Here is a 20,845-nt window from a genome sequence, read left to right as displayed (position 1 = left end):
GAAGCCCTTTAGGGGCGCGGGGAACCGCGCGACCAGCCACATCCGACCCGCAGTGGACGAGCCAACCCCCGGGAGGCACCCGCTCAGCCCGCCACCCTCTCCTCCTCCACCAGCGGAAGCGGCGCCGCGGCCGGCGCCCGCCGGGTCAGCGCCGCGTACGTCACACCGCCCACCACCCCCGAGAGCAGGAAACTGCAGTCGACCCCGCCGGTCAGGGCAAGCAGCGGGCCCTCGTACGTAGGGAGGGCGACCGAGATCAGACCGACCGCCGCGCCGAGCGCCCACGCGACGGTCGCCTGGACGTTCCAGCCGGAGCGGTACCAGTAGACGCCGCCCTTGGCGCGGCGGTTGAAGACCTGGAGGGCCTGTGCGTCGTACTCCCCGCGACAGCGCCTGAAGCCGATCAGGGTGATGACGGCCCAGGGCGTGCCGATGGCGGTCAGGAGCAGCACGAACGACGTCATCGCGTCCTGCGCCCGCCACGCGTAGTGGCCCACGAAGACGCAGACCGTGGCGACGACGGCGACGGTGTACGTGGCGCGGGCGCGCGAGGCGCGGGGCAGGATAGCGTCCAGGTCGAGGCCCATCGAGTACAGCATCAGGCCCGCGTTGCCGACCGAACCCGCCGAGGCGGCGAGCAGCAGCGGCACGAGGTACCAGGTCGGGGAGGCGTCGACGAGGCCCCCGGCGTAGTCGAGGGCGGCGCGCGCCGCGTACGCCGTGAACGTGCCGAAGAGCTGCGGGATCAGCAGCCCCGCGAGCAGCCCCGCCCAGGCCGCGCCGAGCACCACGCGCGAGCTGTGCCGGGCGGGGGAGACGTAGCGGGTGTAGTCGCCGAGCAGGGTGATGAAGGCGATGGGGCCCGACAAACCCGCCGCGACCAGGGCGAGCAGCCAGGTCGGCCAGAACGAGCCGAGGAGATAGCCGCCCGCGCCGGGCAGCGCCGAGGTCGTGAAGTCGGGGGCGTACGCGACGACGCCGAGGATCAGCAGCGCCGTCATGCCGAAGGCGAGGATCCGGGACAGGCGCAGCAGCACGCGGTAGCCGAAGACCGCCCCGACCACGGTGGCGGCGGCGAGCAGGGCGTAGACCACGCCGTACGAGAAGCCGCCGGCCGGCATCCCGAGCAGGCGGTGCAGCGTGCCCACCATCACGTCGCCGCCGATCCAGATGGTCAGCGCGGTGTAGCCGAGGGAGAGCAGCAGGCCGACGACCGAGCCGACGAGCCGGCCGCGTACGCCGAACTGGGCCCCGGAGGAGGTCGAGAGGTTCGTCCCGGTGCGCAGGGACACCAGGGCGAGCGGCGCGGTGAGCGCGGTGCCGAGCACCGTGCCCGCCACCACCGCGCCGACCGACTCCCACCAGCCGAGGCCGAACGACACCGGCAGCCAGCCGAAGACGATCACCCCCAGGCAGAGGTTGGAGCCGATGAGGATCGACACGAGATCGCGGGGGCCGCTGGTGCGTTCCCCGTCCGGGATGGTGTCGACTCCGCGCTGTTCTATCGGCATGAGGGTGCCCCTGACGCTCGCTTGGTCCCGATGGTTGCCCCGTTGTTTGAGCAGCGCTCAATGTGACCTGTCGTACCTACCCCCGTCAATCCTTCCTGTCCGCGGATTTCGTCGTTAGAGTGCTTAGAGTGCCGCTCTAAAGATCGGCGCTGAAGGTTGGAACAGGGAGGTACGGCGCGTGCGACTCACGCCCACCGAACGCGACCGGCTGCTGCTCTTCGGGGCCGCCGAGCTCGCCAGGGCCCGCAAGGCGCGCGGCCTCAGACTCAACGTGCCGGAGGCGACCGCGCTGATCGCCGACACGGTCTGCGAGGCCGCCCGCGACGGCGTCCGGCTCGCCGAGGCCATCGAGTGGGCGCGTGCCGTTCTCGGCCCGGACGACGTCCTGCCCGGCGTCGCGGACGTGGTGACCGAGGTGCACGTGGAAGCCGTCTTCGACGACGGCTCCCGCCTCGCGGTGGTCTCCGACCCCATCGGCGCCGGCCTCGGCGACCGGGCGCCCGGCGCGCTGCTGCCCGGCCCCGCGCACGAGGACCCCGAGCCCGTCGCGACCCTGACCGTGCGCAACACCGCCACCGTGCCCGTCTCCGTGACCTCGCACTTCCACTTCTTCGAGGCCAACCCCCGGCTCGACTTCGACCGCGCCGCCGCCTATGGGCTGCGCCTGGCCGTACCCGCCGGGTCCTCCGTCCGCTTCGGCCCCGGCGAGAGCGCCGAGGTCGGCCTGGTGCCGATGGGCGGCGAGCGGATCGCCATCGGCTTCGCCGGGCTGGTCGACGGACCACTGGACGCGCCCGGCGCCCGCGAGGAGGCCCTGCGCCGCGCCGCCGCCTGCGGCTACCTCGGCGTACCGGGGGCGGCTGCCCGGGCCACCGGCATACCGGGAACGACCGACCAGAGCGACCAGGAGGCCGAGCGATGAGCCGACCCGGAGGACACCCCGCCGCACCGCGCCGCCTCACCCCGTACGAGTACGCCGCCACGCACGGCCCCCGCGCCGGCGACCACGTCCGGCTCGGCGACTCCGGGCTGACGGTCCGCGTCGAGTCCGACGCCCAGAAGTACGGCGACGAGTTCCTCGCCGGGTTCGGCAAGACCGCCCGCGACGGGCTGCATCTGAAGGCCGCCGCCGTCCGCGACACCTGCGACGTCGTCATCAGCAACGTCGTCGTCATCGACGCCGTGCAGGGCATCCGCAAGGTGTCCATCGGCATCAGGGAGGGCCGCATCCACGCCATTGGGCGGGCGGGCAACCCGGACACCCTCGACGGGGTGGACGTCGTGGTCGGTACCGGCACGTCCATCGTGTCGGGGGAGGGCCTGATCGCCACCGCCGGCTCCGTGGACACCCATGTCCACCTCCTCTCGCCGCGCATCATGGAGGCCTCCCTCGCCTCCGGCGTCACCACGATCATCGGCCAGGAGTTCGGGCCGGTGTGGGGCGTCGGCGTCAACTCGCCCTGGGCGCTGCGCCACGCCTTCAACGCCTTCGACGCCTGGCCGGTCAACATCGGCTTCCTCGGCCGCGGCTCGTCCTCACACGACGCCCCGCTGGTCGAGGCGCTCGCCGAGGGCGGCGCGTGCGGTTTCAAGGTGCACGAGGACATGGGCGCGCACACCCGCGCCCTGGACACCGCCCTGCGCGTCGCCGAGGAGCATGACGTTCAAGTCGCCCTGCACAGCGACGGGTTGAACGAGTGCCTGTCCGTCGAGGACACCCTGAAGGTCCTCGAAGGGCGCACGATCCACGCCTTCCACATCGAGGGCTGCGGCGGCGGCCACGTGCCGAACGTCCTGAAGATGGCGGGCGTCCCGAACGTCATCGGCTCCTCCACCAACCCCACCCTGCCCTTCGGCCGGGACGCCGTCGCCGAGCACTACGGCATGATCGTCTCCGTCCACGACCTGAAGACGGACCTGCCGGGCGACGCGGCCATGGCCCGCGACCGCATCCGCGCGGGGACGATGGGCGCCGAGGACGTGCTGCACGACCTGGGCGCCATCGGCATCACCTCGTCCGACGCGCAGGGCATGGGCCGGGCCGGTGAGACCGTGCGCCGCACCTTCGCGATGGCCGGGAAGATGAAGGCGGAGCTGGGCCCCATGGAGGGCGACGGCCCGTACGACGACAACGCGCGCGTCCTGCGCTACATCGCCAAGCTGACCATCAACCCCGCCCTCGCGCACGGCCTCGCGCACGAGGTCGGCTCTCTCGAGGTCGGCAAACTGGCCGACATCGTGCTGTGGCGCCCCGAGTACTTCGGCGCCAAGCCGCAGCTCGTCCTCAAGGCCGGCTTCCCCGCCTATGGCGTCACCGGCGACCCGAACGCCGCGACCGACACCTGCGAACCCCTCGTGCTCGGCCCGCTGTTCGGCGCCCACGGTGCCGTGCCCGCCGACATCTCCGTGGCGTTCGTCGCGCAGGCCGCCGTCGACCAGGGCGACGACTCGATGCCCACCCGCCGCCGCCGGGTCGCGGTGCGCGGCACCCGGGGCATCGGCCCGGCCGACCTGCGCCTGAACTCCCGTACCGGAGCGGTCGACGTGGACCAGAAGACCGGCCTCGTCACCCTCGACGGCGACCCGGTCCGCTCCGAACCCGCCGACTCCGTCCCCCTCAACCGCCTCTACTTCCTCTGAAGGTGTACCTCATGTCTGCTGCCGCCGACGGCTTCCGCATGCCCGCCGAGTGGGCCCCGCACGAGCGCACCTGGATGGCGTGGCCGTGCCCCAACCCCACCTTCGACGACCCCGAGGGCCTCGACGAGTCCCGCCTGGCCTGGGCGAACGTCGCCCGCGCCGTACGCCGCTTCGAACCGGTCACCGTGGTCTGCGGCCCCGCCCAGTCCGCGTACGCGAGCGAACTCCTCGGTCCGGACATCGACGTGGTGGAACGCGACCTGGACGACGCCTGGATGCGGGACATCGGCCCGACCTTCCTCACCGACGGCAAGGGACAACTGGCCGCCGTCGACTGGACGTTCAACGGCTGGGGCGCCCAGGAGTGGGCCCGCTGGGACCACGACGCCAAGATCGGGGCGTACGTCGCCGACCTCGCCGGAGCCCGTACGTACGCCTCGACCCTCGTGAACGAGGGCGGCGGCATCCACGTGGACGGCGAGGGCACCGTCCTGCTCACCGAGACCGTCCAGCTCGGCCCGGAGCGCAACCCCGGCCTGACCAAGGCGGAGGTCGAGGCGGAGATCCACGCGCAGCTCGGCACCACCAAGGCGATCTGGCTGCCGCGCGGTCTCACCGCCGACTACCCCGGCCACGGCTACGGCACCCTCGGCCACGTCGACATCGTCGCCGCCTTCGCCGCGCCCGGCGTCGTCCTCGTCCACTCCCAGCGTGACCCGGCGCACCCCGACTTCGAGGTCAGCAAGGAGATCATCGCGACCCTCACGGGCCAGACGGACGCCCGCGGCCGCACCCTGCGGATCGTCGAGGTGCCCGCGCCGACCGTCGTCAAGGACGACGAGGGCTGGGTCGACTACTCCTACATCAACCACTACCTGTGCAACGGCGGCGTCGTCCTGTGCGCCTTCGGCGACCCGAACGACGAGCTGGCGGCCGGCATCTTCCGCGGCCTCTTCCCCGACCGCACGGTAACCCTCGTCGACGCCCGCACGATCTTCGCCGGGGGCGGGGGGATCCACTGCATCACGCAGCAGCAGCCGGCGGTCCGTGGGCGATGAGCGCCCCATGCGTTCACCCTCGGTGAGCCGGCCGACCATCTGCCACCGGGCCCCGCGTCCGGTGACGGGGCCGCCGTAGGGGGTGGACGTGCCGGGGTGGTCTTCGGCGATCGGCGCGTCTCAATGCCGGCAGTAACGGATGCCCTCACTGATTCCGGACCCCGTCTGCTCGGCGTACGGATGTCTGCTCGCGGGTGGCTTCCAGGGCTCGGCGCAGGCGGCGGCCCTTTGCGCGGATGCGGCTCGGGGAGTCGGTGTGTCGTCGGGTTCCGGGTCGGTGGCGCCGTCGCGGCAGCACACGAGCGCGTCCGGGATATCGGCCGACCTGGAGGCTGTACCCGTGGGGGCACGACAGTCCGGGAGGACCACGCTCCCCGTCGGCGCCGTCATCGCCCCGCAGGTCCCTCGGGACCAGGGGGGCCAGGGACAGTCGAGTCCGTTCCAGGCACCCCCCCTGCGGCCCGGGCAGACCAGCTGCTCCGCCCGCGCCCGGCGCGCCCGCCTCGCCGTCCTTGCCCGGCTTGCCCACCCGGGTTTTCCGCCGAGACGTTGGACCTGTGAGGCGAGGGGAGCTGGGCCACGTGGTGCCGGGTGGCCTCCTCCGTCATGGCGACGTCGAAGACGAGGCGTTCCTCGGCACAGATCACTGACACGGTGCGTTGCGAGCGGCGCGTGAGGCGCGGGATCTCGTTGCCGTCGTGGCACTCGCCCCGGAGGTGGGGGATCGCAGCGCGCTCCTCGGGGGGGACGAGGCGGCCCTTGCTCGTCTTGGGGCGTGCCACGGACACCTCCCCGGACGTGCGAAGGCCCGGCCACACGAGTGTGGTCGGGCCGGTCTACGGGGGGAATCAGCAGGACTCTTCGAACTTCACCGCGCTGAGCGTCACGGGCCGGCCGTCGAGCTTGGCACCCGCAGCGGGCTCCTGCGAGCACACCTTCCAGTTCGACTCCATGAAGATGATGCGGTCCTGCCCGGATGCGTCGTTGACGGTGATACTCGTCCCGGAACCGAGGGCGCCGCGTGCGACCTTGACCGCCTTGCCCTGGAAGCTGGGCATCGTCGCCCCTGCCGCCTTCGGCTCGTCCGCACCCGCGTCCTTGCCGGGGCAGGTCTCTTCCAGTTTGACCGTCGCGAAGTCGATCTTCGTATCGGTCGGGTGAGTGCCGGCCTTCGGGGTCTGAGAGCAGACCTTCCAGTTCCGGTCGAAGGCCTGCATGCGGTCGCGGCCGAGCGCGTCGTGGGAGGTGAGACCGTAGAACCCGGCCTCCTGCGCTTGATCCTGTGCGGACTGGAGGCCCTTGCCGCTCATGTCGGGCAGGGCGGCCTTCTTGGTGTCACCGCCTGCGTCCTGCTCTGTGGCGGGCTTGTCCTTGCTGGTGCTCGTGTCGTTCTCCTCGCAGCCGGTGAGCGCGAGCAGGCTCGCACTGGCGATGAGCGCGACGATGGCGGTGCGGGTGTGCATGATCTCCCTATGGGATGCGCGTGTGCTGAGGGAGCATCATGCGACGCGTGGAGGAGAGGCGAATGCGCAGTAACGTCTCTGTTACACAGAGTGGCTGAAAATGTGTCAGGCTCGTACTGCGCGGGCCTGTTGTTTCCGGGCAGTGCCGGATCTGCGGATCAGTGCGCGACACGTCTTCACTCCCATGATCACCTCATCGCGCCACTCATGCCCAAGTTGGCGCGCGGAGCAGGCGAAAGTCCGGCCGCTGTACGTGCGGCCGGGCTTGTCGTACGGATCAGACCTTGCAGAAGCCCGTCGCCCGCAGCGCGTCGTTGATCTTCGCGCCCTGCTCTTCTGTCGTCGCCACGTCCTTGTACGTGAAGCGCTGAGACGCGAGCCAGTCGAGGCGCTTGGCCTTGCCGTTGATCGCCATGCACTGATTGCGCGCGGCGTCTACGGCCTTGTCCTCGTGGCGCACGACGTCCGGTGCCGCGGCCTGCAGGGCCCGGATGAGCCTGGCTCGCTCGGCGGCGTCGGGCTTCGGCGGGAGACCGGAGGAGCGGGCGATCTCGTCCTTCTGCTTCTGCGTCAGCTCAGGAGCCGTGGCGCTCGGGCTGGAGTTCCGCTTGCTGTCGGCCTTGTCGTCGCTGGATGAGCAGGCGGTGAGGGCGAGGGTGCCGGCGAGGAGCAGTGCGACGGTGGTGGTGCGGTGTTTCATGGTCCCCTCAAGTGTGGTGAGTTGAAAGGGGCCATCATGCCGTCTTGTGCGGGTGCGGGCACACGAAAGCCCCGCACGGTGGTGGGGCTGTTGCGTCCGGGCACGCCGGACGTGGGGTCCGTTGGGGACGGTGATCCGTTCGGATGCGAGCCGCGTCCGCATGCGCCAGGGCCCGGCTACCGCAACGAGTGGCGGCCATAGTCCGCCGTGCAGGACAAGGAGCGGGGGTACACAGGGTCGAGGAAGAACCGTCCCCGCAGGAGTGACGCCGACGGTCTGCCTGTCGATTGAAGGCCGATCCTTGCGAATCGCTGGACGGTTCAGTCGTAGGTCTGCATGATCGCCCCTTATGGAGAGCACGCCCACGCCCAGGGGTGAACCTCAGATGTCGACAGGCAACGCGGACTCATCCTGGAATAAGCGCAGAATTGCTATAGCGACGTTCTTTCTGTCCGCCCCTGTCGCCATTCTCCTTTATGTGCGGTTGGGTCCCGGTGAATGGAGGATGTCGTCGCCCGTGGCTCTTTCGCTGCTCGCCATAGTTGCGGCGCTCGGCGCGTACGTCCTCAGGCCTCTGGATGTTGAGGCGGGGCGGGTCTCGGAAGGTCGAGAGCGGGTCCGGGAGGCGGAGCATGATCTGGAGCAGGCGCTACGGCTGCCCGTCGGTGAGGCGATGGTTGTGCACGGCGATGTGTACATCTCGTCGCCGCCCGGCAGCACTGCCGACGACGCTCGGCGGGATGGTGATGCATCGCCCTTCCCGGGCGGCGACATCGGTGGCGCCCATCGAGACAGGGCGAGACTGACGCTCTCCGAGTTGTGGACGGTGACGCACCGACGCCTTGATCTTTACCACGACATCGCACTTGGGCAGGCTTCCCGCTCATTCCGCAATGCCCAGATGGCGATGATCCTCGGCTTTGCCCTCCTCGTAGGGTTCGTGATCATCGCGTTGCAGGCGAGCACGACCGCAGGTGCCGTTGTCGCGGGCGGACTGGGGGCCGTCGCGGCCGCTCTCGCGGGCTACGTCAGTAGGACATTCGTACGATCGCAGGAGGCTGCGGCAGGTCATTTGCGCGCGTACTTCGATCAGCCGCTGGAGTTCTCGCGCTACCTCGCGGCCGAGCGGTTGGTGGCCGACGCGAACCTCAGTGACGAACAGCGCGCCGAGATCGTCTCCGCCCTCGCGCAAACGATGATCAGCGGTCCGCCGGCGCCGAATGAGACAGGCTCCGATACGGCACGGGGCGCCTGAGAGGCGAGCTTCCGGAAGAGGATCATCGGACTCGAACCGGACCCGGTCGTGGACGTCGCTCGGTTCTGGGGTGGCGCCGGCGTGGACCAGGGCCGGGGTGTCGCCCACGGTGCCCGGGCTACTGGGCCCGGACGGCGTCGCGCAGCGCGGTGTGGGCGTCGCGGCTGCGCTCGCGGCCCGCCGCGAGAGCGGCTTCGACCTCCTCGGCGAAGCGCCCGTCCCGTACCTCTCCCAGCCGGATGTCGCCCAGGTCGATGGCCGACCACGCGGCCTCGACCGCGACGCCGGTCAGCTCCGGGTCGGTCGTGGTGAGGGCCAGGCGGTCGAAGGCGTGCGTCACGGCCGAACGGGCTCGGTACAGCTCGACCCTGCCCTCCCTGCCCGGGAGTTCACCGTCCCGCAGGTCCGCTATCCGGAGCCAGTACTGCTCGCGGTAGGCCAAGGAGGCGGCGAGGAGCTGCGCGGTGGCGTCGAGGACCCGCAGCCGGTGGTCGGCCGCGCGGGCGCGACGGTCCGTCCAGTGCGTGGTGAGACTGGCCAGCGTGGCACCGGCGAGCGTGCCGAGCACGGCGATCAGGGTGGACCACATCGGCTTCCTTGGGGCTGAAGGGCTTGCTGTCACGGTGGTTCAAGGACCAGCGGCGTCGGAATCCTGGCGCATCCCGCGCCGCGCGTGCAACGGCGACCCGCGCAGGCGTCGGGCTTCGCCCGTGGGGCGACGCCCCCTCACCTTTCACGCGATGTGGGAGACTCGACCGCTGTGCAGGTCAGCGGGGGAGCAGGCGGACCGCAGGGGGCAGTACCGCCGTACCGCGCGGCCCGAGGTGATCAAGGAGCGGTGACATGGCTGGTCAGGTCCGCGCGCGGAAGAACGCACCACCGCGTGAGGACGTCCTGTCCGCCGCCATGGAGATGATCGCCGAGCGCGGTCTGGAGAAGCTGACCATGGCCGCGCTCGGCCGTGAGGTCGGCATGAGCTCCGGGCACCTCCTCTACTACTTCCGCACCAAGGACGAGCTGCTCCTGCGCACCCTGGAGTGGAGCGAGGGGCGCCTCGGCGCCGAGCGCGGCCGTGTCCTGGCCCGCCCCGGCACCGCCCGCGCGCGCCTGGACGCCTACGTCGGGCTGTACGTCCCCGACGGACCCGGCGACCCCCACTGGACCCTCTGGCTGGAGGTCTGGAACCGCTCCCTGAACGCCGACGCGGACGGCCGTGACCGGCAGGCCGCGATCGAGGGCGCCTGGCACCGCGACCTGGTGGCGCTGCTCGCCGAGGGCGTCTCGCGCGGGGAGTTCGCCCTGGCCGACCCCGACCGCTTCGCCGCCCGCCTGCGGGCGCTGCTCGACGGCTTCTCCATCCACGTGGCGATCGGGCTGCGCGGGACGGACCGCGAACAAGTCCTCGCGCACGCGAGGGAGTTCCTGGACGGGGCGCTCACCCCGGTCGCCTAGCGACAACGCCCCGGGCAGCCCGGGCAGCCCGGGTGTCCGCGCCGTCCGGGCCATCCGGGTGCCAAGCCATCCCGGCCATCCCGGCCACCCCGGCCATCCGGGGCGCACGCGTCCCGGTGGACCGTAGGCGCGGGAAAGGGCACGTGGGCCCCCGACAAGGGCGCGGACGGCGTGTCCACCGCGCCGCCCGCATCGTGAGACGGAGCGACGCGGCGGGTCCCGCCTGTGGCAGGCTGCGTCCGTGCTCTCGTTCGCCATGATTATTGGCAGCAGGCGCGCCGGTCCGCAGTGACCGTCTCGTACCACCACGTACGGGCGGACACCGTCGTCCTCGACCCGCGCGCAGACCTCTCGCACCGGCGAGGGGTTTTTTCGTTTCCCGGCCCAACAACAGCCGGACGCGGAGCGCACGGGATCATTGTGGGCGGTGGAGCCGGTCTTTCCGGTAGACCGAGATCCGACACAGGAGCCTGATCAGCATGACGGAAACCAGCACTCCCGACGATTCCTTCCATGTCTTCGACACCACCCTCCGGGACGGTGCGCAGCGCGAGGGCATCAACCTGACGGTCGCGGACAAGTTGGCCATCGCCCGGCATCTGGACGACTTCGGGGTGGGTTTCATCGAGGGTGGCTGGCCGGGGGCCAATCCGCGGGACACGGAGTTCTTCGCGCGGGTACGGCAGGAGGTGGTCTTCCGGCACGCTCAGCTCGTGGCGTTCGGTGCCACGCGGCGGCCGGGTGGCAGGGCGGCCGAGGACGCGCAGGTCAACGCCCTGCTGGAGTCGGGCGCCCCGGTGATCACGCTGGTGGCCAAGTCCCATGACCGGCATGTCGAGCTGGCCCTGCGCACCACGCTGGAGGAGAACCTGGAGATGGTGCGCGACACCGTCTCCTACCTGTGCTCCAAGGGGCGGCGGGTGTTCGTCGACTGCGAGCACTTCTTCGACGGCTACCGCGCCAACCCGGAGTACGCGAAGTCGGTGGTGCGGACGGCGGCCGGGGCGGGCGCGGACGTGGTGGTTCTGTGCGACACCAACGGCGGCATGCTGCCCGCCCAGGTCCAGGCCGTCGTGTCCACGGTGGCCGCCGACACCGGCGCCCGCCTGGGCATCCACGCCCAGGACGACACCGGCTGCGCGGTGGCCAACACCCTGGCCGCCGTCGACGCCGGCGCCACCCACGTGCAGTGCACCGCCAACGGCTACGGCGAACGCGTCGGCAACGCCAACCTCTTCCCGGTCGTCGCCGCCCTGGAACTCAAATACGGCAAGCAGGTCCTGCCCGAGGGCGCGCTGCGCGAGATGACCCGCGTCTCCCACGCCATCGCCGAGGTCGTCAACCTCACGCCCTCCACCCATCAGCCGTACGTGGGTGTCTCCGCGTTCGCCCACAAGGCGGGCCTGCACGCCTCCGCGATCAAGGTCGACCCGGACCTCTACCAGCACATCGACCCGGACCTCGTCGGCAACCGCATCCGCATGCTCGTCTCGGACATGGCGGGCCGCGCCTCCATCGAGCTCAAGGGCAAGGAACTGGGCGTCGACCTCGGCGACGACCGCGCGCTCGTCGGGCGGGTCGTGGAGCGCGTCAAGGAGCGCGAGCTCCAGGGATACACGTACGAGGCCGCCGACGCCTCCTTCGAGCTGCTGCTGCGGGAGGAGGCCGAGGGCCGGGCCCGCCGCTACTTCCGCGTGGAGTCCTGGCGGGCCATCGTCGAGGACCGCCCCGACGGCAGCCACGCCAATGAAGCGACCGTCAAACTGTGGGCCAAGGGCGAGCGCATCGTCGCCACGGCGGAGGGCAACGGCCCGGTCAACGCGCTGGACCGGGCCCTGCGCGTCGGCCTGGAACGCATGTACCCCCAGCTCGCCCAATTGGAGCTGGTCGACTACAAGGTCCGCATCCTGGAGGGCAAGCACGGCACGTCCTCCACGACGCGCGTACTGATCTCCACGTCGGACGGCGTCGGCGAGTGGTCGACCGTCGGCGTCGCGGAGAACGTCATCGCCGCGTCGTGGGACGCCCTGGAGGACGCCTACACGTACGGCCTCCTGCGAGCCGGGGTCGAGCCCGTCGACTAATCCCCCGCGCGTCCCCCGGGGAGGCCGCCTGTTCCCGGGCCTGTGCCCGAGGCCCCGCTGCGTTACGTTCGAAGTATGAGGAATCGGACGAAGCGGTTCACCGTAGGGTTCTCCGGGCTGCTGCTCGCCCTGGGCGCCACGTCCTTCACGGCGGCGCCCGGGGCGCAGACCGCCGCCACCACCTCGGAGGTGGCGGCGGCCTGGCAGAAGAGTCCGGTGTACGTCGACCCGGCGGCGTCGGACCAGCTCTCCGACACCCGGGCGGACGCCCTCGCCCGCAAGATCGAGGACGCGGACAAGCCGGTCTTCGTGGCCGTGCTGCCGCAGGACTTCCCGCGCAGGGACATCTTCCGGAACCTGCGCACCGAGACCGGCGTGACGGGTGTGTACGCGATCCGCCTCGGCGACGGCTTCGACGCGAAGGCCGACCGTTCCGTGCTGTCGGGCAACGCCGTCGCCAACCTCGTCTCCCTCGTACGCGGGCAGAGCGCCGACACCCAGCTCGACGAATTCGTGGACGAGGCCCTCGCGCAGGCGTCCGGCAGGGCGCCGAAGTCCTGGAGCGGCGGCCCGGCCGACGAAGGGGTCAACGTGGGCACCCTCGCCGGTGTCGGAGTGGTGGTCGTGGCCGGCGGCGTCGGCGCGTACGCCGTGATCCGGCGCAAGAAGCGGCGCCACGAGGAGGCGCAGCGCGCGGCGCTCCGCAAGCTCTCCGTCGTCGTGGACGAGGACATCACCGCCTTCGGCGAGGAACTCGACCGGCTGGACTTCCACCCGGCCGAGCCGGGCGCCGACGACGCGATGCGGGCCGACTACGAACGTGCGCTGGACGCGTACGAGAAGGCCAAGGCGTACATGGCGGCCGCGACGCACCCCGAGGACGTACGCGGCGTGACCCAGGCCCTGGAGGACGGCCGCTTCTCGCTGGCCTCGCTCACCGCGCGCCGCGAGGGGCGTGAGCCGCCCGAGCGGCGCGCCCCCTGCTTCTTCGACCCGCGGCACGGCCCCTCCGTGCGGGACGCAGCATGGGCGCCCGCCGGGGGCGCGGCACGCGAGGTCCCGGTGTGCGCGGCCGACGCGGCACGCCTGGCGGACGGCCAGGACCCGATGGCGCGCACCGTGGCGACGGAGTCCGGGGAGCGCCGGCCCTACTGGGAGGCCGGACCGGCGTACGGGCCCTGGGCGGGCGGGTACTTCGGCGGGGGCATGCTGCCCGGACTGCTGGTCGGCACGATGCTCGGCGGCATGATGGCCGGCCCGGCGTACGGGGCGGACTACGGCGGCGGCTACGGGGACGGCGGGAGCGGCTTCGAGGGCGGCGACCAGTCGGGGGCGGACTTCGATCCGGGCGACTTCGGCGGAGGTGGCGGCGACTTCGGGGGCGGCGGTGACTTCGGCGGGGGCGGTGATTTCGGCGGCGGCGGTGACTTCGGGGGTGGCGGCGGATTCTGAGGGGCGTTCGCCGAAGCGGCCGTACGCGCCGTTGCCGGCGAGCGCGCGGCAGCACGAGAGCGGGGCTCCGGTGCTCGGCCCTCAGGAACACTCATTCCGTCAGGGATTCTCGGGGGCAGGGCCGTCCGGCGTGAGGGCCTGGAAGGCCGTGCACAGGAGCCGGACGCTGCGTCGGAACTTCTCGTCCTGGCTGAGGCGGGGCATCGTCTCCATGACGAGCGGGAAGCGCGCGCACAGGTCGGCGTAGACGTCCGCGGTGATGTTCGGTGTCTGGGCCCGGGGCTCGGCCTGTTCCTGGAGGACGAATCCGGTGACATGGCTGAGGAGGGTGTCGGCCGCGACACCGCACTGTTCGGCGGGGACCCCGGCGCCGATCAGGGTGGCGAGGAGCCGTTCCATCAGGGAGAGGGCGCCGGTGCTGAGCGTGCCGGGGCTGTCGGCCAGGAGGAGGGCGCCGCCCGGATGCCGCAGGAGGCTCCGGCGCAGTTCGACGGCCTGCGTCTCGATCCGGTCCTGCCACGTCGTGCCGGGCGGGAGGGCGGCGATTGCGGTGTCGCCTGCGTCGTACGCGTGTCGGCAGACGCGGTCGGCCATCAGCGCCAGCAGTTCGTCCTTGCCGCGCACGTGGTAGTAGAGGCTGCCCGCTTGTGCGCCGAGTCGCTCGGCCACCCGGCGCATGGACAGGCCGTGGTATCCGGTCTCGGCGAACGTGGCCATGCCGGCGTCGACGATCCGCTCCTTGGTGAGCTTCATGGTCCCACCGTAACAGCGCTTTCAAACACCGTTTGAAAAATCGCGTGCCGAGTGTAGTCTCGGCCTCGACCGGTTTCGAACACTGTTGGAAAGGCTGGCGCGGGGGATATGGGCGGACTGTTGTTCGGAGCTACGACCGCGGCGTTGATGGTGCTGATGGCCAAGAGCGGTCGCGCGGCGGTGGGCGAAGGACCCCTGCGAAGGCGTCCGTTCCCCTGGGCCGCGGCAGCCCTGACCCTCCTGGCCGTGGCGGGCGTCGCTCTCCAGCTCAGCTGGCCGGGCGCGATGGAGGCGCTGGACGCCGACCCCGCCGAGAGCGGCTGGTGGCGTGAGTTCACCTCGGTCTTCATGCAGAACGGCGGTGTGGGGGGCGTGCTGTGGAACCTCGCGACGCTCGCGCTGGTGGCGGCGCTGGCCCAGTGGTGCTGGGGCGGCACCCTGACGCTGCTGTTCTTCCTGTCCGGCATCCTCCTGCCGGAACGGCTCGACACCCTGCTCGGCATCGGCGGCGCCGCCGGCACGGACCCTCGTAATTTCGCGGGCAGTTCCGGCGCCACGTACTTCCTGGGGGCGACCCTGGCGGCGGCACTCCTGACCCCCGTGCACGGCGCCGCGGCCGGAGCCGGCGCCGTGAAGGACCGGGCAACGGCGGTCGCCGTCCCGGTCCTCGGCCTCGCGATGTGGCTGACGCAGGAGAACGGCCACGGCCTGGTCGCGGTGTACGGCTTTGCGGTGGGGGCGGGAGCGGCCGGCGTGTGGGCGGTACGGGGCCGGATGCGGCGCTCGCCGGGAGCGGTGGACTGCACGACACCGTGACCCGGCAGCGGGCCTGGGCGGCGGCGTTGGGCCGGCGGCGGCGTTGAGCTGCACGCCGGCCTTCTCCATTCGCCCATACTTGCGGCGTCAGGGCCGGTAGATGCACTCCGCGATCGTTGAGTGCTTCTTCCAGCCCAGGGTCTCGTACAGCGCGCGTCCGGCGTCTGTCGCGGCGAGAACGCCCATGTCCGCACCATGTTTCACGGCGCGGTCCGCGAGAGAACGCATCACGAAGCCGCCCAGTCCCTTACGCCGATGGCCCTCCGCCGTCACCACCTGGTCCACCACCGCGGTCTCGCCGACCACCGCCAACTGCCCCTGGGCCGCGAGCTCGCCCGCCGCGTCCCGTACGCGGACGTACACGACGCCGTGGGCAGCCTGAACCGTGGTGGTGTAACCCTCGGGCGTGGGCACGTCGGTGGCTGTCAGGTCGATGGCCATCAGGTGGCCGGTCTCTTCCCGGGCCACCACCCATCCCGGCGAAAGCCAGGGCTCGACGTCCTCGGGCTCCGCAGGCATCTTCATCCACGTTCGTGGCGCCGTCACCGAGACGGCCGCGGCGCGGACCAGTGACTCCTCGGGCACGGGCAGGACATGACGCCCTGTTTCCGCGGGGTTGCCGGCCACCTCGATGTAGAGCCCCCAGGGGCGCTCGACCGGCGGGGGCGTGCCCCGGGATATTGCCCACCCCGCCGCCCACGTCCTGACCATGTCCGCAAGCATCATGTCCTCCCCAGCCAGTGGCGCGTCATCTGATGGTAATGACCTCAAGGCGCCTCGGAACCTTACCTCCCTCGCCCGGGATGGGCTTGCGGCCGGGTTATTGAGACGATACGGTTCGTCTCATTGCTTGGCCGTTCGGTCGGGCGGTCGTCGTCTTGCCGGAGGTGGCTCATGGTGCGGGAACAGTATGTGGAGGCGGCTCCGGGGGTGCGGCTGTGGACGGAGCGGCGAGGGGCTGCCGACGCCCCGGCGCTGCTGCTCGTCATGGGGGCCCAGGCCTCCGGTCTCGGCTGGCCCGAGACCCTGGTGGACGCGCTCGCGGAGCGGCATCACGTCATCCGCTACGACCATCGCGACACGGGGCGCTCCACCCACGACTTCGACGAAAACCCGTACCCCGTCACGGACTTGGCGCAGGACGCCGTCGCCGTGCTGGACGGTCTCGGCATCGAGCGCGCGCACCTCGTGGGGCTGTCGCTCGGCGGCATGCTGGCCCAGCTGGTCCTCGCCGACCACCCCGAACGGGTGCTGAGTGCCACCTTGATGGGGACCTGCGCGCTGAGCGAGACGCCGTACGTGCGGCCGGACGGGGTGAGCGTCCCCGTCGCCGAACTGCCCGGCATCGCGCCGGAGGTGCTGGAGATGTGGGCCCGGCCGGTCGAGGACCACGGCCTGGAGGCGGAGCTGGACCGGCGGGTGGAGCACTGGCGGGTGCTCGCAGGCGGCGGACTGCCGTTCGACGGCGCGTACTTCAGGGAGCTGGAGCGGCGCGTCATCGAGCACGCCGGTACCTACGCGGTGTCGACCGCGCACGGCCGCGCCGACGCCTCCGGGATGCTCCGCACCGCCGAACTGGCCGCCACCGAGGTCCCGACCCTCGTCGTCGCGGCCCCGGCGGAACCGGTCTTCCCGCCCCCGCACCCGCAGCACTTGGCGCAAGTCATCGCGGGCGCGCGGCTGGTGGAGGTACCGGGCATGGGGCACGCGCTGCCCCCGGCGGTACTCGGCCCCCTCGCGGAGGCGATCCTGAGCCACACCGCCGGACATCCGCCGGCGTGACCCCCGCCCGGCGGGGATCGACGTGACGCAGACGCCCACCCTTCCCACGGGGAACGGCCATCGCCACCGCGTGAAGTCCGCTGCCCAGAAGGGGACTTGGCCGACGCCCCGAGCCGGACTCGGCCCCTTGGGCGGCGATGAAGATCAGGAGCCCGACTCGCCCGACCTGATCGCCGAGATGTCGAAGTTCAGCTTGATCTTGTCGGAGACCAGGACGCCGCCCGTCTCCAGCGCGGCGTTCCACGTGAGGCCCCACTGGGACCGCAGGATCTCGGCCTTGCCCTCGAAGCCCACGCGCTCGTTGCCGAACGGGTCCTTGGCGGAGCCGTTGAACTCCAGGTCGACGGTGAGCGGCCGGGTCGTGCCGAGGATCGTCAGGTCGCCCGTGACGCGGTAGTCGTCGCCGCCGAGGAACTCCGCCCCGGTGGAGCGGAACGTCATCTGGGGGAACTCCTCCGTCTTGAAGAAGTCCGCGCTCTTGAGATGCCCGTCGCGGTCGGCGTTGCCCGTGTCGATGCTGTCCATCCGCACGTCGAGGGAGGCCGTCGAGCGGGCCGGGTCGGCGCCGTCCAGGTGCAGGGTGCCCGAGACGTCGAGGAAGGAGCCCTTGACGTTGGTGACCATGGCGTGCCGGGCGACGAAGCCGATCGTGGTGTGCGCGGGGTCGATGGCGTAGTCGCCGGTCAGCGCGGCGAGCCGCGGGTCGACCGCGGCGGGTACGGCGGGCGCCGGGGCGGTGACGGTGGTGGTGTCGTTCTTGCGGCCGAAGAGACCCATGACGTGCTCCTTGGGGGACGAGCTCCGACGGGGAGCTTCAGTTGAAGGTTCAACAAGAACGAAGGTAGCGCGATTCGGTTCAACATTCAACCTTTAACGTCTCGGGTGGCGGGCGGGGGGATGAATTTAGAGGCGAGGCACCATGGCGCCAAGTTGACGTCACCGGGAGCCAAGTCGCTGGTCGACCTTGTCGCCCCAAAAAACCAACCCGGTCCGCCGACGGAACAGGCAGCCCGCCCCCGACCTCGCACACGTTTGCGATGGCGCCACAATGGTGCCACGATGGCGTCATGAACCTCACGCAGTACGTCGATCACCTCCGGCAGGAGCTCGCGGTCGCCGCCGAAGCCGGGGGCGACGAGGCCCGCGCCCTGGCCGAACGCCTCACCGCCCCCCTGGAGTCGGCCGCCCGGCTCACCCTGCTGAACGCCCTGTCCGCCGCCGCCGAGGAGATCACCAGCGATCTGGCGCCGGGATCGGTCGACGTCCGGCTGCGGGGGCTCGACCCCGAGTTCGTCGTGACACTCCCGCCCGGCCCGGAACCGTTCGACGCCCAGGCGGAGTACGCGGCCCTCATGGCACTCAAGGCGGCACCCCCTGCCGCGCCTCCCGCGCCGGACGCCTCCGACGAGGGCGGCACGGCCCGCGTCAACCTCCGCCTCCCGGCCCCCATCAAGACCCGCGTGGAAGAGGCGGCCGGCCGCGACGGCCTGTCGGTCAACGCCTGGCTCGTACGCGCGGTCTCCGCCGCCCTCGACCAGCCCGACGGCAGGTCCGCCGCCCCCTCGGGCCACCGCGACGGGCTGGGATTCGGCACCGGCTTCACGGGGTGGGTACGCTGACCCGCCCTCGCGGCGCCCCACCGGGCCCGGCCCCCACACACCCCCGCACGACTTCGCGCGACCGGCGCGACCCAATGCACCGGCGCCGGGCCCGCCAGGGCTCGTCGAGCCACTAGGACGGGACTTCCATGCCTGTTTTCGACACGCCCGAACCGATCACCGCGGGCGTCGCCTTCGACGCCGGGACCCTGCGCGTCGTCGCCGGGGACGCCGCGCGGACCACCGTCGAGGTCCGCCCCGGCAGCGCCACCCGGGACGCGGACGTCAAGGCGGCCGAGCGCACCCGCGTCGACTTCGCGAACGGCACCCTCTCGGTCAAGGGCCCCAAGGACCGTTCCCCGTTCAGCAAGGGCTCCTCGCTCGACGTGGAGATCACGCTGCCGGCCGGCTCCCGGCTGCGGGTCGACACCGGGCTCGCGCACGTCGCGGCGCGCGGCACGCTCGGCGACTGTGAGATCAAGACGGGCGCGGGCGACATCCAGGTCGAGCGGGCCGCCGACCTCCGCCTCACCACCGGCCACGGTGATGTCTCCGTGGGCCGGGTGGACGGCGCGCTCCGCGTCACCGCCTCCGGCGGGGTCCGCGTCGGTGACGTCACGGGCGCGGTGACGGTCAAGAACTCCAACGGCACCACCGATCTCGGGGCGATCGGGGGCGACATCGAGGTGAAGGCGTCCAACGGCGCCGTCACCGTCGGGGGCGCGGCCGGGGACGTCAGGCTCAGGACCGCCAACGGCGCTCTGCGGGTCAGGGAGCTGGTGCGCGGCACGGCCGTCCTGGAGACGGCCGCGGGCCGGATCGAGATCGGCATCCGCGAGGGCACGGCGGCCTGGCTCGACGTACGGACGAGCGCCGGTTCGGTGCGCCAGGCGCTGGCGGAGGCCGAGGCGCCGGCCGAGAGCGCGGACACGGTCAAGGTGCGGGCCCGCACCGGTCTGGGCGACATCACGGTCAGCCGGGCCTGACCGGCCCGCGCGCCGGACGCCCCGCCGGCCTTGTCGGCCCTCGCCAACGCGGCGGCCCCCGAAGTGCGTACGCGGGCCGCCGCTGTGAGGCGTCTCTCAACCGGGCGAACGACCGGCAGGCTCCTCTGGAGGCCACTGTTCCGCGTATTTTTGTGGAAACCCTACAGTTGGCGAGGGTCTGAGCAGTCACTTCTTCAGCACCCCCGGCCCCTTCTGTCCGGGGGTGCCAGGAAAACGGCCCGGAGACTGTACAGAGTCGACGGTCCGTTTCCCCGGGGGCGCTCCGTAAGGTCACTACATGACCGTTTTGGACGAGACCGCTTCTCCCGGGGGCGAGCCCACCGACGCGCGTGGGCGCGTGGCCGAACTGCACGAGATCCGTGCGGCGGCGCTGCGCGGGCCCAGCGAGAAGGCGACCGAGGCGCAGCACGCCAAGGGCAAGCTGACCGCACGCGAGCGGATCGAGCTGCTCGTCGACCCCGGGTCGTTCCGCGAGGTCGAGCAGCTGCGCCGGCACCGGGCGACCGGTTTCGGCCTGGAGGCCAAGAAGCCGTACACGGACGGTGTGATCACCGGTTGGGGCACGGTCGAGGGCCGGACGGTCTTCGTCTACGCGCACGACTTCCGCATCTTCGGCGGCGCGCTCGGCGAGGCGCACGCCACGAAGATCCACAAGATCATGGACATGGCCATCGCGGCCGGTGCTCCGCTGGTCTCGCTGAACGACGGTGCGGGCGCCCGTATCCAGGAGGGCGTCTCCGCGCTCGCGGGTTACGGCGGCATCTTCCAGCGCAACACCAAGGCGTCCGGTGTCATCCCGCAGATCAGCGTGATGCTGGGCCCGTGCGCGGGCGGTGCCGCGTACAGCCCGGCCCTCACGGACTTCGTGTTCATGGTCCGCGAGACCTCGCAGATGTTCATCACGGGACCCGACGTCGTCCGCGCGGTGACCGGCGAGGAGATCACCCAGAACGGCCTGGGCGGCGCCGACGTCCACGCCGAGACCTCCGGTGTGTGTCACTTCGCCTACGACGACGAAGAGACCTGCCTGGCCGAGGTCCGCTACCTGATCTCGATGCTCCCCTCCAACAACCGGGAGAACCCGCCGACGCACGAGTCGCAGGACCCGGTCGGCCGCCGCTCGGACGTGCTGCTCGACCTGGTGCCGGCGGACGGCAACCGCCCGTATGACATGGCCAAGGTCATCGAGGAACTGGTCGACGAGGGCGACTTCCTGGAGGTCCACGAGCGCTGGGCGCGGAACATCATCTGCGCCCTCGCCCGCCTGGACGGCA

Annotated in this window: 19 protein-coding genes; 12 read left to right on the top strand and 7 right to left on the bottom strand. The window is 71.5% G+C overall.

Going from position 1 to position 20,845, the window contains the following annotated elements; translation table 11 throughout:
• Window positions 1-83 precede the first annotated feature (83 nt).
• Complete coding sequence (locus tag ACZ5GP_RS32800; protein ID WP_468754312.1) at window positions 84-1,511, bottom strand: cytosine permease; 1,428 nt, start codon at window positions 1,509-1,511, stop codon at window positions 84-86.
• A gap of 178 nt (window positions 1,512-1,689) precedes the next feature.
• Here ACZ5GP_RS32800 and ureA point away from each other — a divergent pair, with 178 nt between their 5' ends.
• From ureA to ACZ5GP_RS32785, 3 genes are read left to right on the top strand one after another with little or no spacing between them, the layout of a single operon-like run.
• Window positions 1,690-2,433, top strand: coding sequence for an urease subunit gamma (gene ureA / locus ACZ5GP_RS32795; protein ID WP_468754311.1), 744 nt, complete (start codon window positions 1,690-1,692; stop codon window positions 2,431-2,433).
• Window positions 2,430-4,151, top strand: coding sequence for an urease subunit alpha (locus ACZ5GP_RS32790; RefSeq protein ID WP_468754310.1), 1,722 nt, complete (start codon window positions 2,430-2,432; stop codon window positions 4,149-4,151). Before ureA ends, ACZ5GP_RS32790 begins: the two co-directional genes overlap by 4 nt.
• Before the next feature lie 11 nt (window positions 4,152-4,162).
• On the top strand, window positions 4,163-5,209 hold the full coding sequence (locus ACZ5GP_RS32785; protein ID WP_468754309.1) for an agmatine deiminase family protein: 1,047 nt from the start codon (window positions 4,163-4,165) through the stop codon (window positions 5,207-5,209).
• Between the two features lie 848 nt (window positions 5,210-6,057).
• Here the strand turns inward: ACZ5GP_RS32785 and ACZ5GP_RS32780 are convergent.
• Both ACZ5GP_RS32780 and ACZ5GP_RS32775 read right to left on the bottom strand, forming a co-directional pair.
• Window positions 6,058-6,672: a hypothetical protein gene (locus ACZ5GP_RS32780; RefSeq protein WP_468754308.1), complete on the bottom strand. Its 615-nt coding sequence runs from the start codon at window positions 6,670-6,672 to the stop codon at window positions 6,058-6,060.
• 277 nt (window positions 6,673-6,949) lie between these two features.
• Window positions 6,950-7,372: a hypothetical protein gene (locus tag ACZ5GP_RS32775; RefSeq protein WP_468754307.1), complete on the bottom strand. Its 423-nt coding sequence runs from the start codon at window positions 7,370-7,372 to the stop codon at window positions 6,950-6,952.
• 517 nt (window positions 7,373-7,889) lie between these two features.
• Here ACZ5GP_RS32775 and ACZ5GP_RS32770 point away from each other — a divergent pair.
• The gene (locus ACZ5GP_RS32770) at window positions 7,890-8,627 is read left to right on the top strand and encodes a hypothetical protein (RefSeq protein WP_468754306.1); all 738 of its coding nucleotides are present in this window, start codon (window positions 7,890-7,892) and stop codon (window positions 8,625-8,627) included.
• Window positions 8,628-8,745: 118 nt separating this feature from the next.
• Here ACZ5GP_RS32770 and ACZ5GP_RS32765 read toward each other — a convergent pair whose 3' ends face one another.
• The gene (locus ACZ5GP_RS32765; protein ID WP_468754305.1) at window positions 8,746-9,216 is read right to left on the bottom strand and encodes a hypothetical protein; all 471 of its coding nucleotides are present in this window, start codon (window positions 9,214-9,216) and stop codon (window positions 8,746-8,748) included.
• Window positions 9,217-9,470: 254 nt separating this feature from the next.
• Here ACZ5GP_RS32765 and ACZ5GP_RS32760 point away from each other — a divergent pair, with 254 nt between their 5' ends.
• The 3 genes from ACZ5GP_RS32760 (at window position 9,471) to ACZ5GP_RS32750 (ending at window position 13,615) form a co-directional block, all read left to right on the top strand.
• Window positions 9,471-10,079, top strand: coding sequence for a TetR/AcrR family transcriptional regulator (locus ACZ5GP_RS32760; RefSeq protein WP_468754304.1), 609 nt, complete (start codon window positions 9,471-9,473; stop codon window positions 10,077-10,079).
• 479 nt (window positions 10,080-10,558) lie between these two features.
• Window positions 10,559-12,163 carry a citramalate synthase gene (gene cimA / locus ACZ5GP_RS32755; protein WP_468754303.1) on the top strand — a complete coding sequence of 535 codons (1,605 nt, stop codon included), beginning with the start codon at window positions 10,559-10,561 and terminating at the stop codon, window positions 12,161-12,163.
• A gap of 75 nt (window positions 12,164-12,238) precedes the next feature.
• A complete protein-coding gene (locus tag ACZ5GP_RS32750; RefSeq protein WP_468754302.1) occupies window positions 12,239-13,615 on the top strand; it encodes a hypothetical protein in 1,377 nt (458 codons plus the stop codon).
• A 99-nt stretch (window positions 13,616-13,714) separates the two neighbouring features.
• Here ACZ5GP_RS32750 and ACZ5GP_RS32745 read toward each other — a convergent pair whose 3' ends face one another.
• Window positions 13,715-14,368 carry a TetR/AcrR family transcriptional regulator C-terminal domain-containing protein gene (locus ACZ5GP_RS32745; RefSeq protein ID WP_468754301.1) on the bottom strand — a complete coding sequence of 218 codons (654 nt, stop codon included), beginning with the start codon at window positions 14,366-14,368 and terminating at the stop codon, window positions 13,715-13,717.
• 120 nt (window positions 14,369-14,488) lie between these two features.
• Between ACZ5GP_RS32745 and ACZ5GP_RS32740 the strand changes: the two genes are divergently transcribed.
• A complete protein-coding gene (locus tag ACZ5GP_RS32740) occupies window positions 14,489-15,184 on the top strand; it encodes a hypothetical protein (RefSeq protein ID WP_468754300.1) in 696 nt (231 codons plus the stop codon).
• An 87-nt stretch (window positions 15,185-15,271) separates the two neighbouring features.
• Here ACZ5GP_RS32740 and ACZ5GP_RS32735 read toward each other — a convergent pair whose 3' ends face one another.
• Window positions 15,272-15,895 carry a GNAT family N-acetyltransferase gene (locus tag ACZ5GP_RS32735; protein ID WP_468754299.1) on the bottom strand — a complete coding sequence of 208 codons (624 nt, stop codon included), beginning with the start codon at window positions 15,893-15,895 and terminating at the stop codon, window positions 15,272-15,274.
• A gap of 183 nt (window positions 15,896-16,078) precedes the next feature.
• Here ACZ5GP_RS32735 and ACZ5GP_RS32730 point away from each other — a divergent pair, with 183 nt between their 5' ends.
• Entirely contained in the window at window positions 16,079-16,966 is an 888-nt protein-coding gene (locus ACZ5GP_RS32730) for an alpha/beta fold hydrolase (RefSeq protein WP_468754298.1), read from the top strand.
• A 144-nt stretch (window positions 16,967-17,110) separates the two neighbouring features.
• Here ACZ5GP_RS32730 and ACZ5GP_RS32725 read toward each other — a convergent pair whose 3' ends face one another.
• Window positions 17,111-17,743 (bottom strand): YceI family protein, encoded by a 633-nt coding sequence (locus tag ACZ5GP_RS32725; protein WP_468754297.1) that lies wholly within the window; start codon window positions 17,741-17,743, stop codon window positions 17,111-17,113.
• 290 nt (window positions 17,744-18,033) lie between these two features.
• Here ACZ5GP_RS32725 and ACZ5GP_RS32720 point away from each other — a divergent pair, with 290 nt between their 5' ends.
• The 3 genes from ACZ5GP_RS32720 to ACZ5GP_RS32710 form a co-directional block, all read left to right on the top strand.
• Window positions 18,034-18,585 carry a hypothetical protein gene (locus ACZ5GP_RS32720; RefSeq protein WP_468754296.1) on the top strand — a complete coding sequence of 184 codons (552 nt, stop codon included), beginning with the start codon at window positions 18,034-18,036 and terminating at the stop codon, window positions 18,583-18,585.
• A gap of 128 nt (window positions 18,586-18,713) precedes the next feature.
• Window positions 18,714-19,550 (top strand): DUF4097 family beta strand repeat-containing protein, encoded by an 837-nt coding sequence (locus tag ACZ5GP_RS32715; RefSeq protein ID WP_468754295.1) that lies wholly within the window; start codon window positions 18,714-18,716, stop codon window positions 19,548-19,550.
• Between the two features lie 298 nt (window positions 19,551-19,848).
• Window positions 19,849-20,845: acyl-CoA carboxylase subunit beta (locus tag ACZ5GP_RS32710; RefSeq protein WP_468754294.1), on the top strand; the 997-nt coding region annotated here is incomplete at its 3' end.

The organism is Streptomyces sp. NPDC031466 (assembly GCF_055581265.1).
The sequence above is the reverse complement of the archived record's forward strand: the minus strand, read 5'-3'. Positions and strand labels throughout refer to the sequence as shown.

Excerpts from the sequence above, each read along its gene's own strand:
- ACZ5GP_RS32715 (WP_468754295.1), top strand. The coding sequence starts at position 18,714 with ATGCCTGTTTTCGACACGCCCGAACCGATCACCGCGGGCGTCGCCTTC.
- ACZ5GP_RS32775 (WP_468754307.1), bottom strand. The coding sequence starts at position 7,372 with ATGAAACACCGCACCACCACCGTCGCACTGCTCCTCGCCGGCACCCTC.
- ACZ5GP_RS32760 (WP_468754304.1), top strand. The coding sequence starts at position 9,471 with ATGGCTGGTCAGGTCCGCGCGCGGAAGAACGCACCACCGCGTGAGGAC.
- ACZ5GP_RS32765 (WP_468754305.1), bottom strand. The coding sequence starts at position 9,216 with ATGTGGTCCACCCTGATCGCCGTGCTCGGCACGCTCGCCGGTGCCACG.
- ACZ5GP_RS32720 (WP_468754296.1), top strand. The coding sequence starts at position 18,034 with ATGAACCTCACGCAGTACGTCGATCACCTCCGGCAGGAGCTCGCGGTC.
- ACZ5GP_RS32750 (WP_468754302.1), top strand. The coding sequence starts at position 12,239 with ATGAGGAATCGGACGAAGCGGTTCACCGTAGGGTTCTCCGGGCTGCTG.
- ACZ5GP_RS32730 (WP_468754298.1), top strand. The coding sequence starts at position 16,079 with ATGGTGCGGGAACAGTATGTGGAGGCGGCTCCGGGGGTGCGGCTGTGG.
- cimA (WP_468754303.1), top strand. The coding sequence starts at position 10,559 with ATGACGGAAACCAGCACTCCCGACGATTCCTTCCATGTCTTCGACACC.
- ACZ5GP_RS32785 (WP_468754309.1), top strand. The coding sequence starts at position 4,163 with ATGTCTGCTGCCGCCGACGGCTTCCGCATGCCCGCCGAGTGGGCCCCG.
- ACZ5GP_RS32735 (WP_468754299.1), bottom strand. The coding sequence starts at position 15,895 with ATGGTCAGGACGTGGGCGGCGGGGTGGGCAATATCCCGGGGCACGCCC.
- ACZ5GP_RS32745 (WP_468754301.1), bottom strand. The coding sequence starts at position 14,368 with ATGAAGCTCACCAAGGAGCGGATCGTCGACGCCGGCATGGCCACGTTC.
- ACZ5GP_RS32790 (WP_468754310.1), top strand. The coding sequence starts at position 2,430 with ATGAGCCGACCCGGAGGACACCCCGCCGCACCGCGCCGCCTCACCCCG.
- ACZ5GP_RS32725 (WP_468754297.1), bottom strand. The coding sequence starts at position 17,743 with ATGGGTCTCTTCGGCCGCAAGAACGACACCACCACCGTCACCGCCCCG.
- ACZ5GP_RS32780 (WP_468754308.1), bottom strand. The coding sequence starts at position 6,672 with ATGCACACCCGCACCGCCATCGTCGCGCTCATCGCCAGTGCGAGCCTG.
- ACZ5GP_RS32800 (WP_468754312.1), bottom strand. The coding sequence starts at position 1,511 with ATGCCGATAGAACAGCGCGGAGTCGACACCATCCCGGACGGGGAACGC.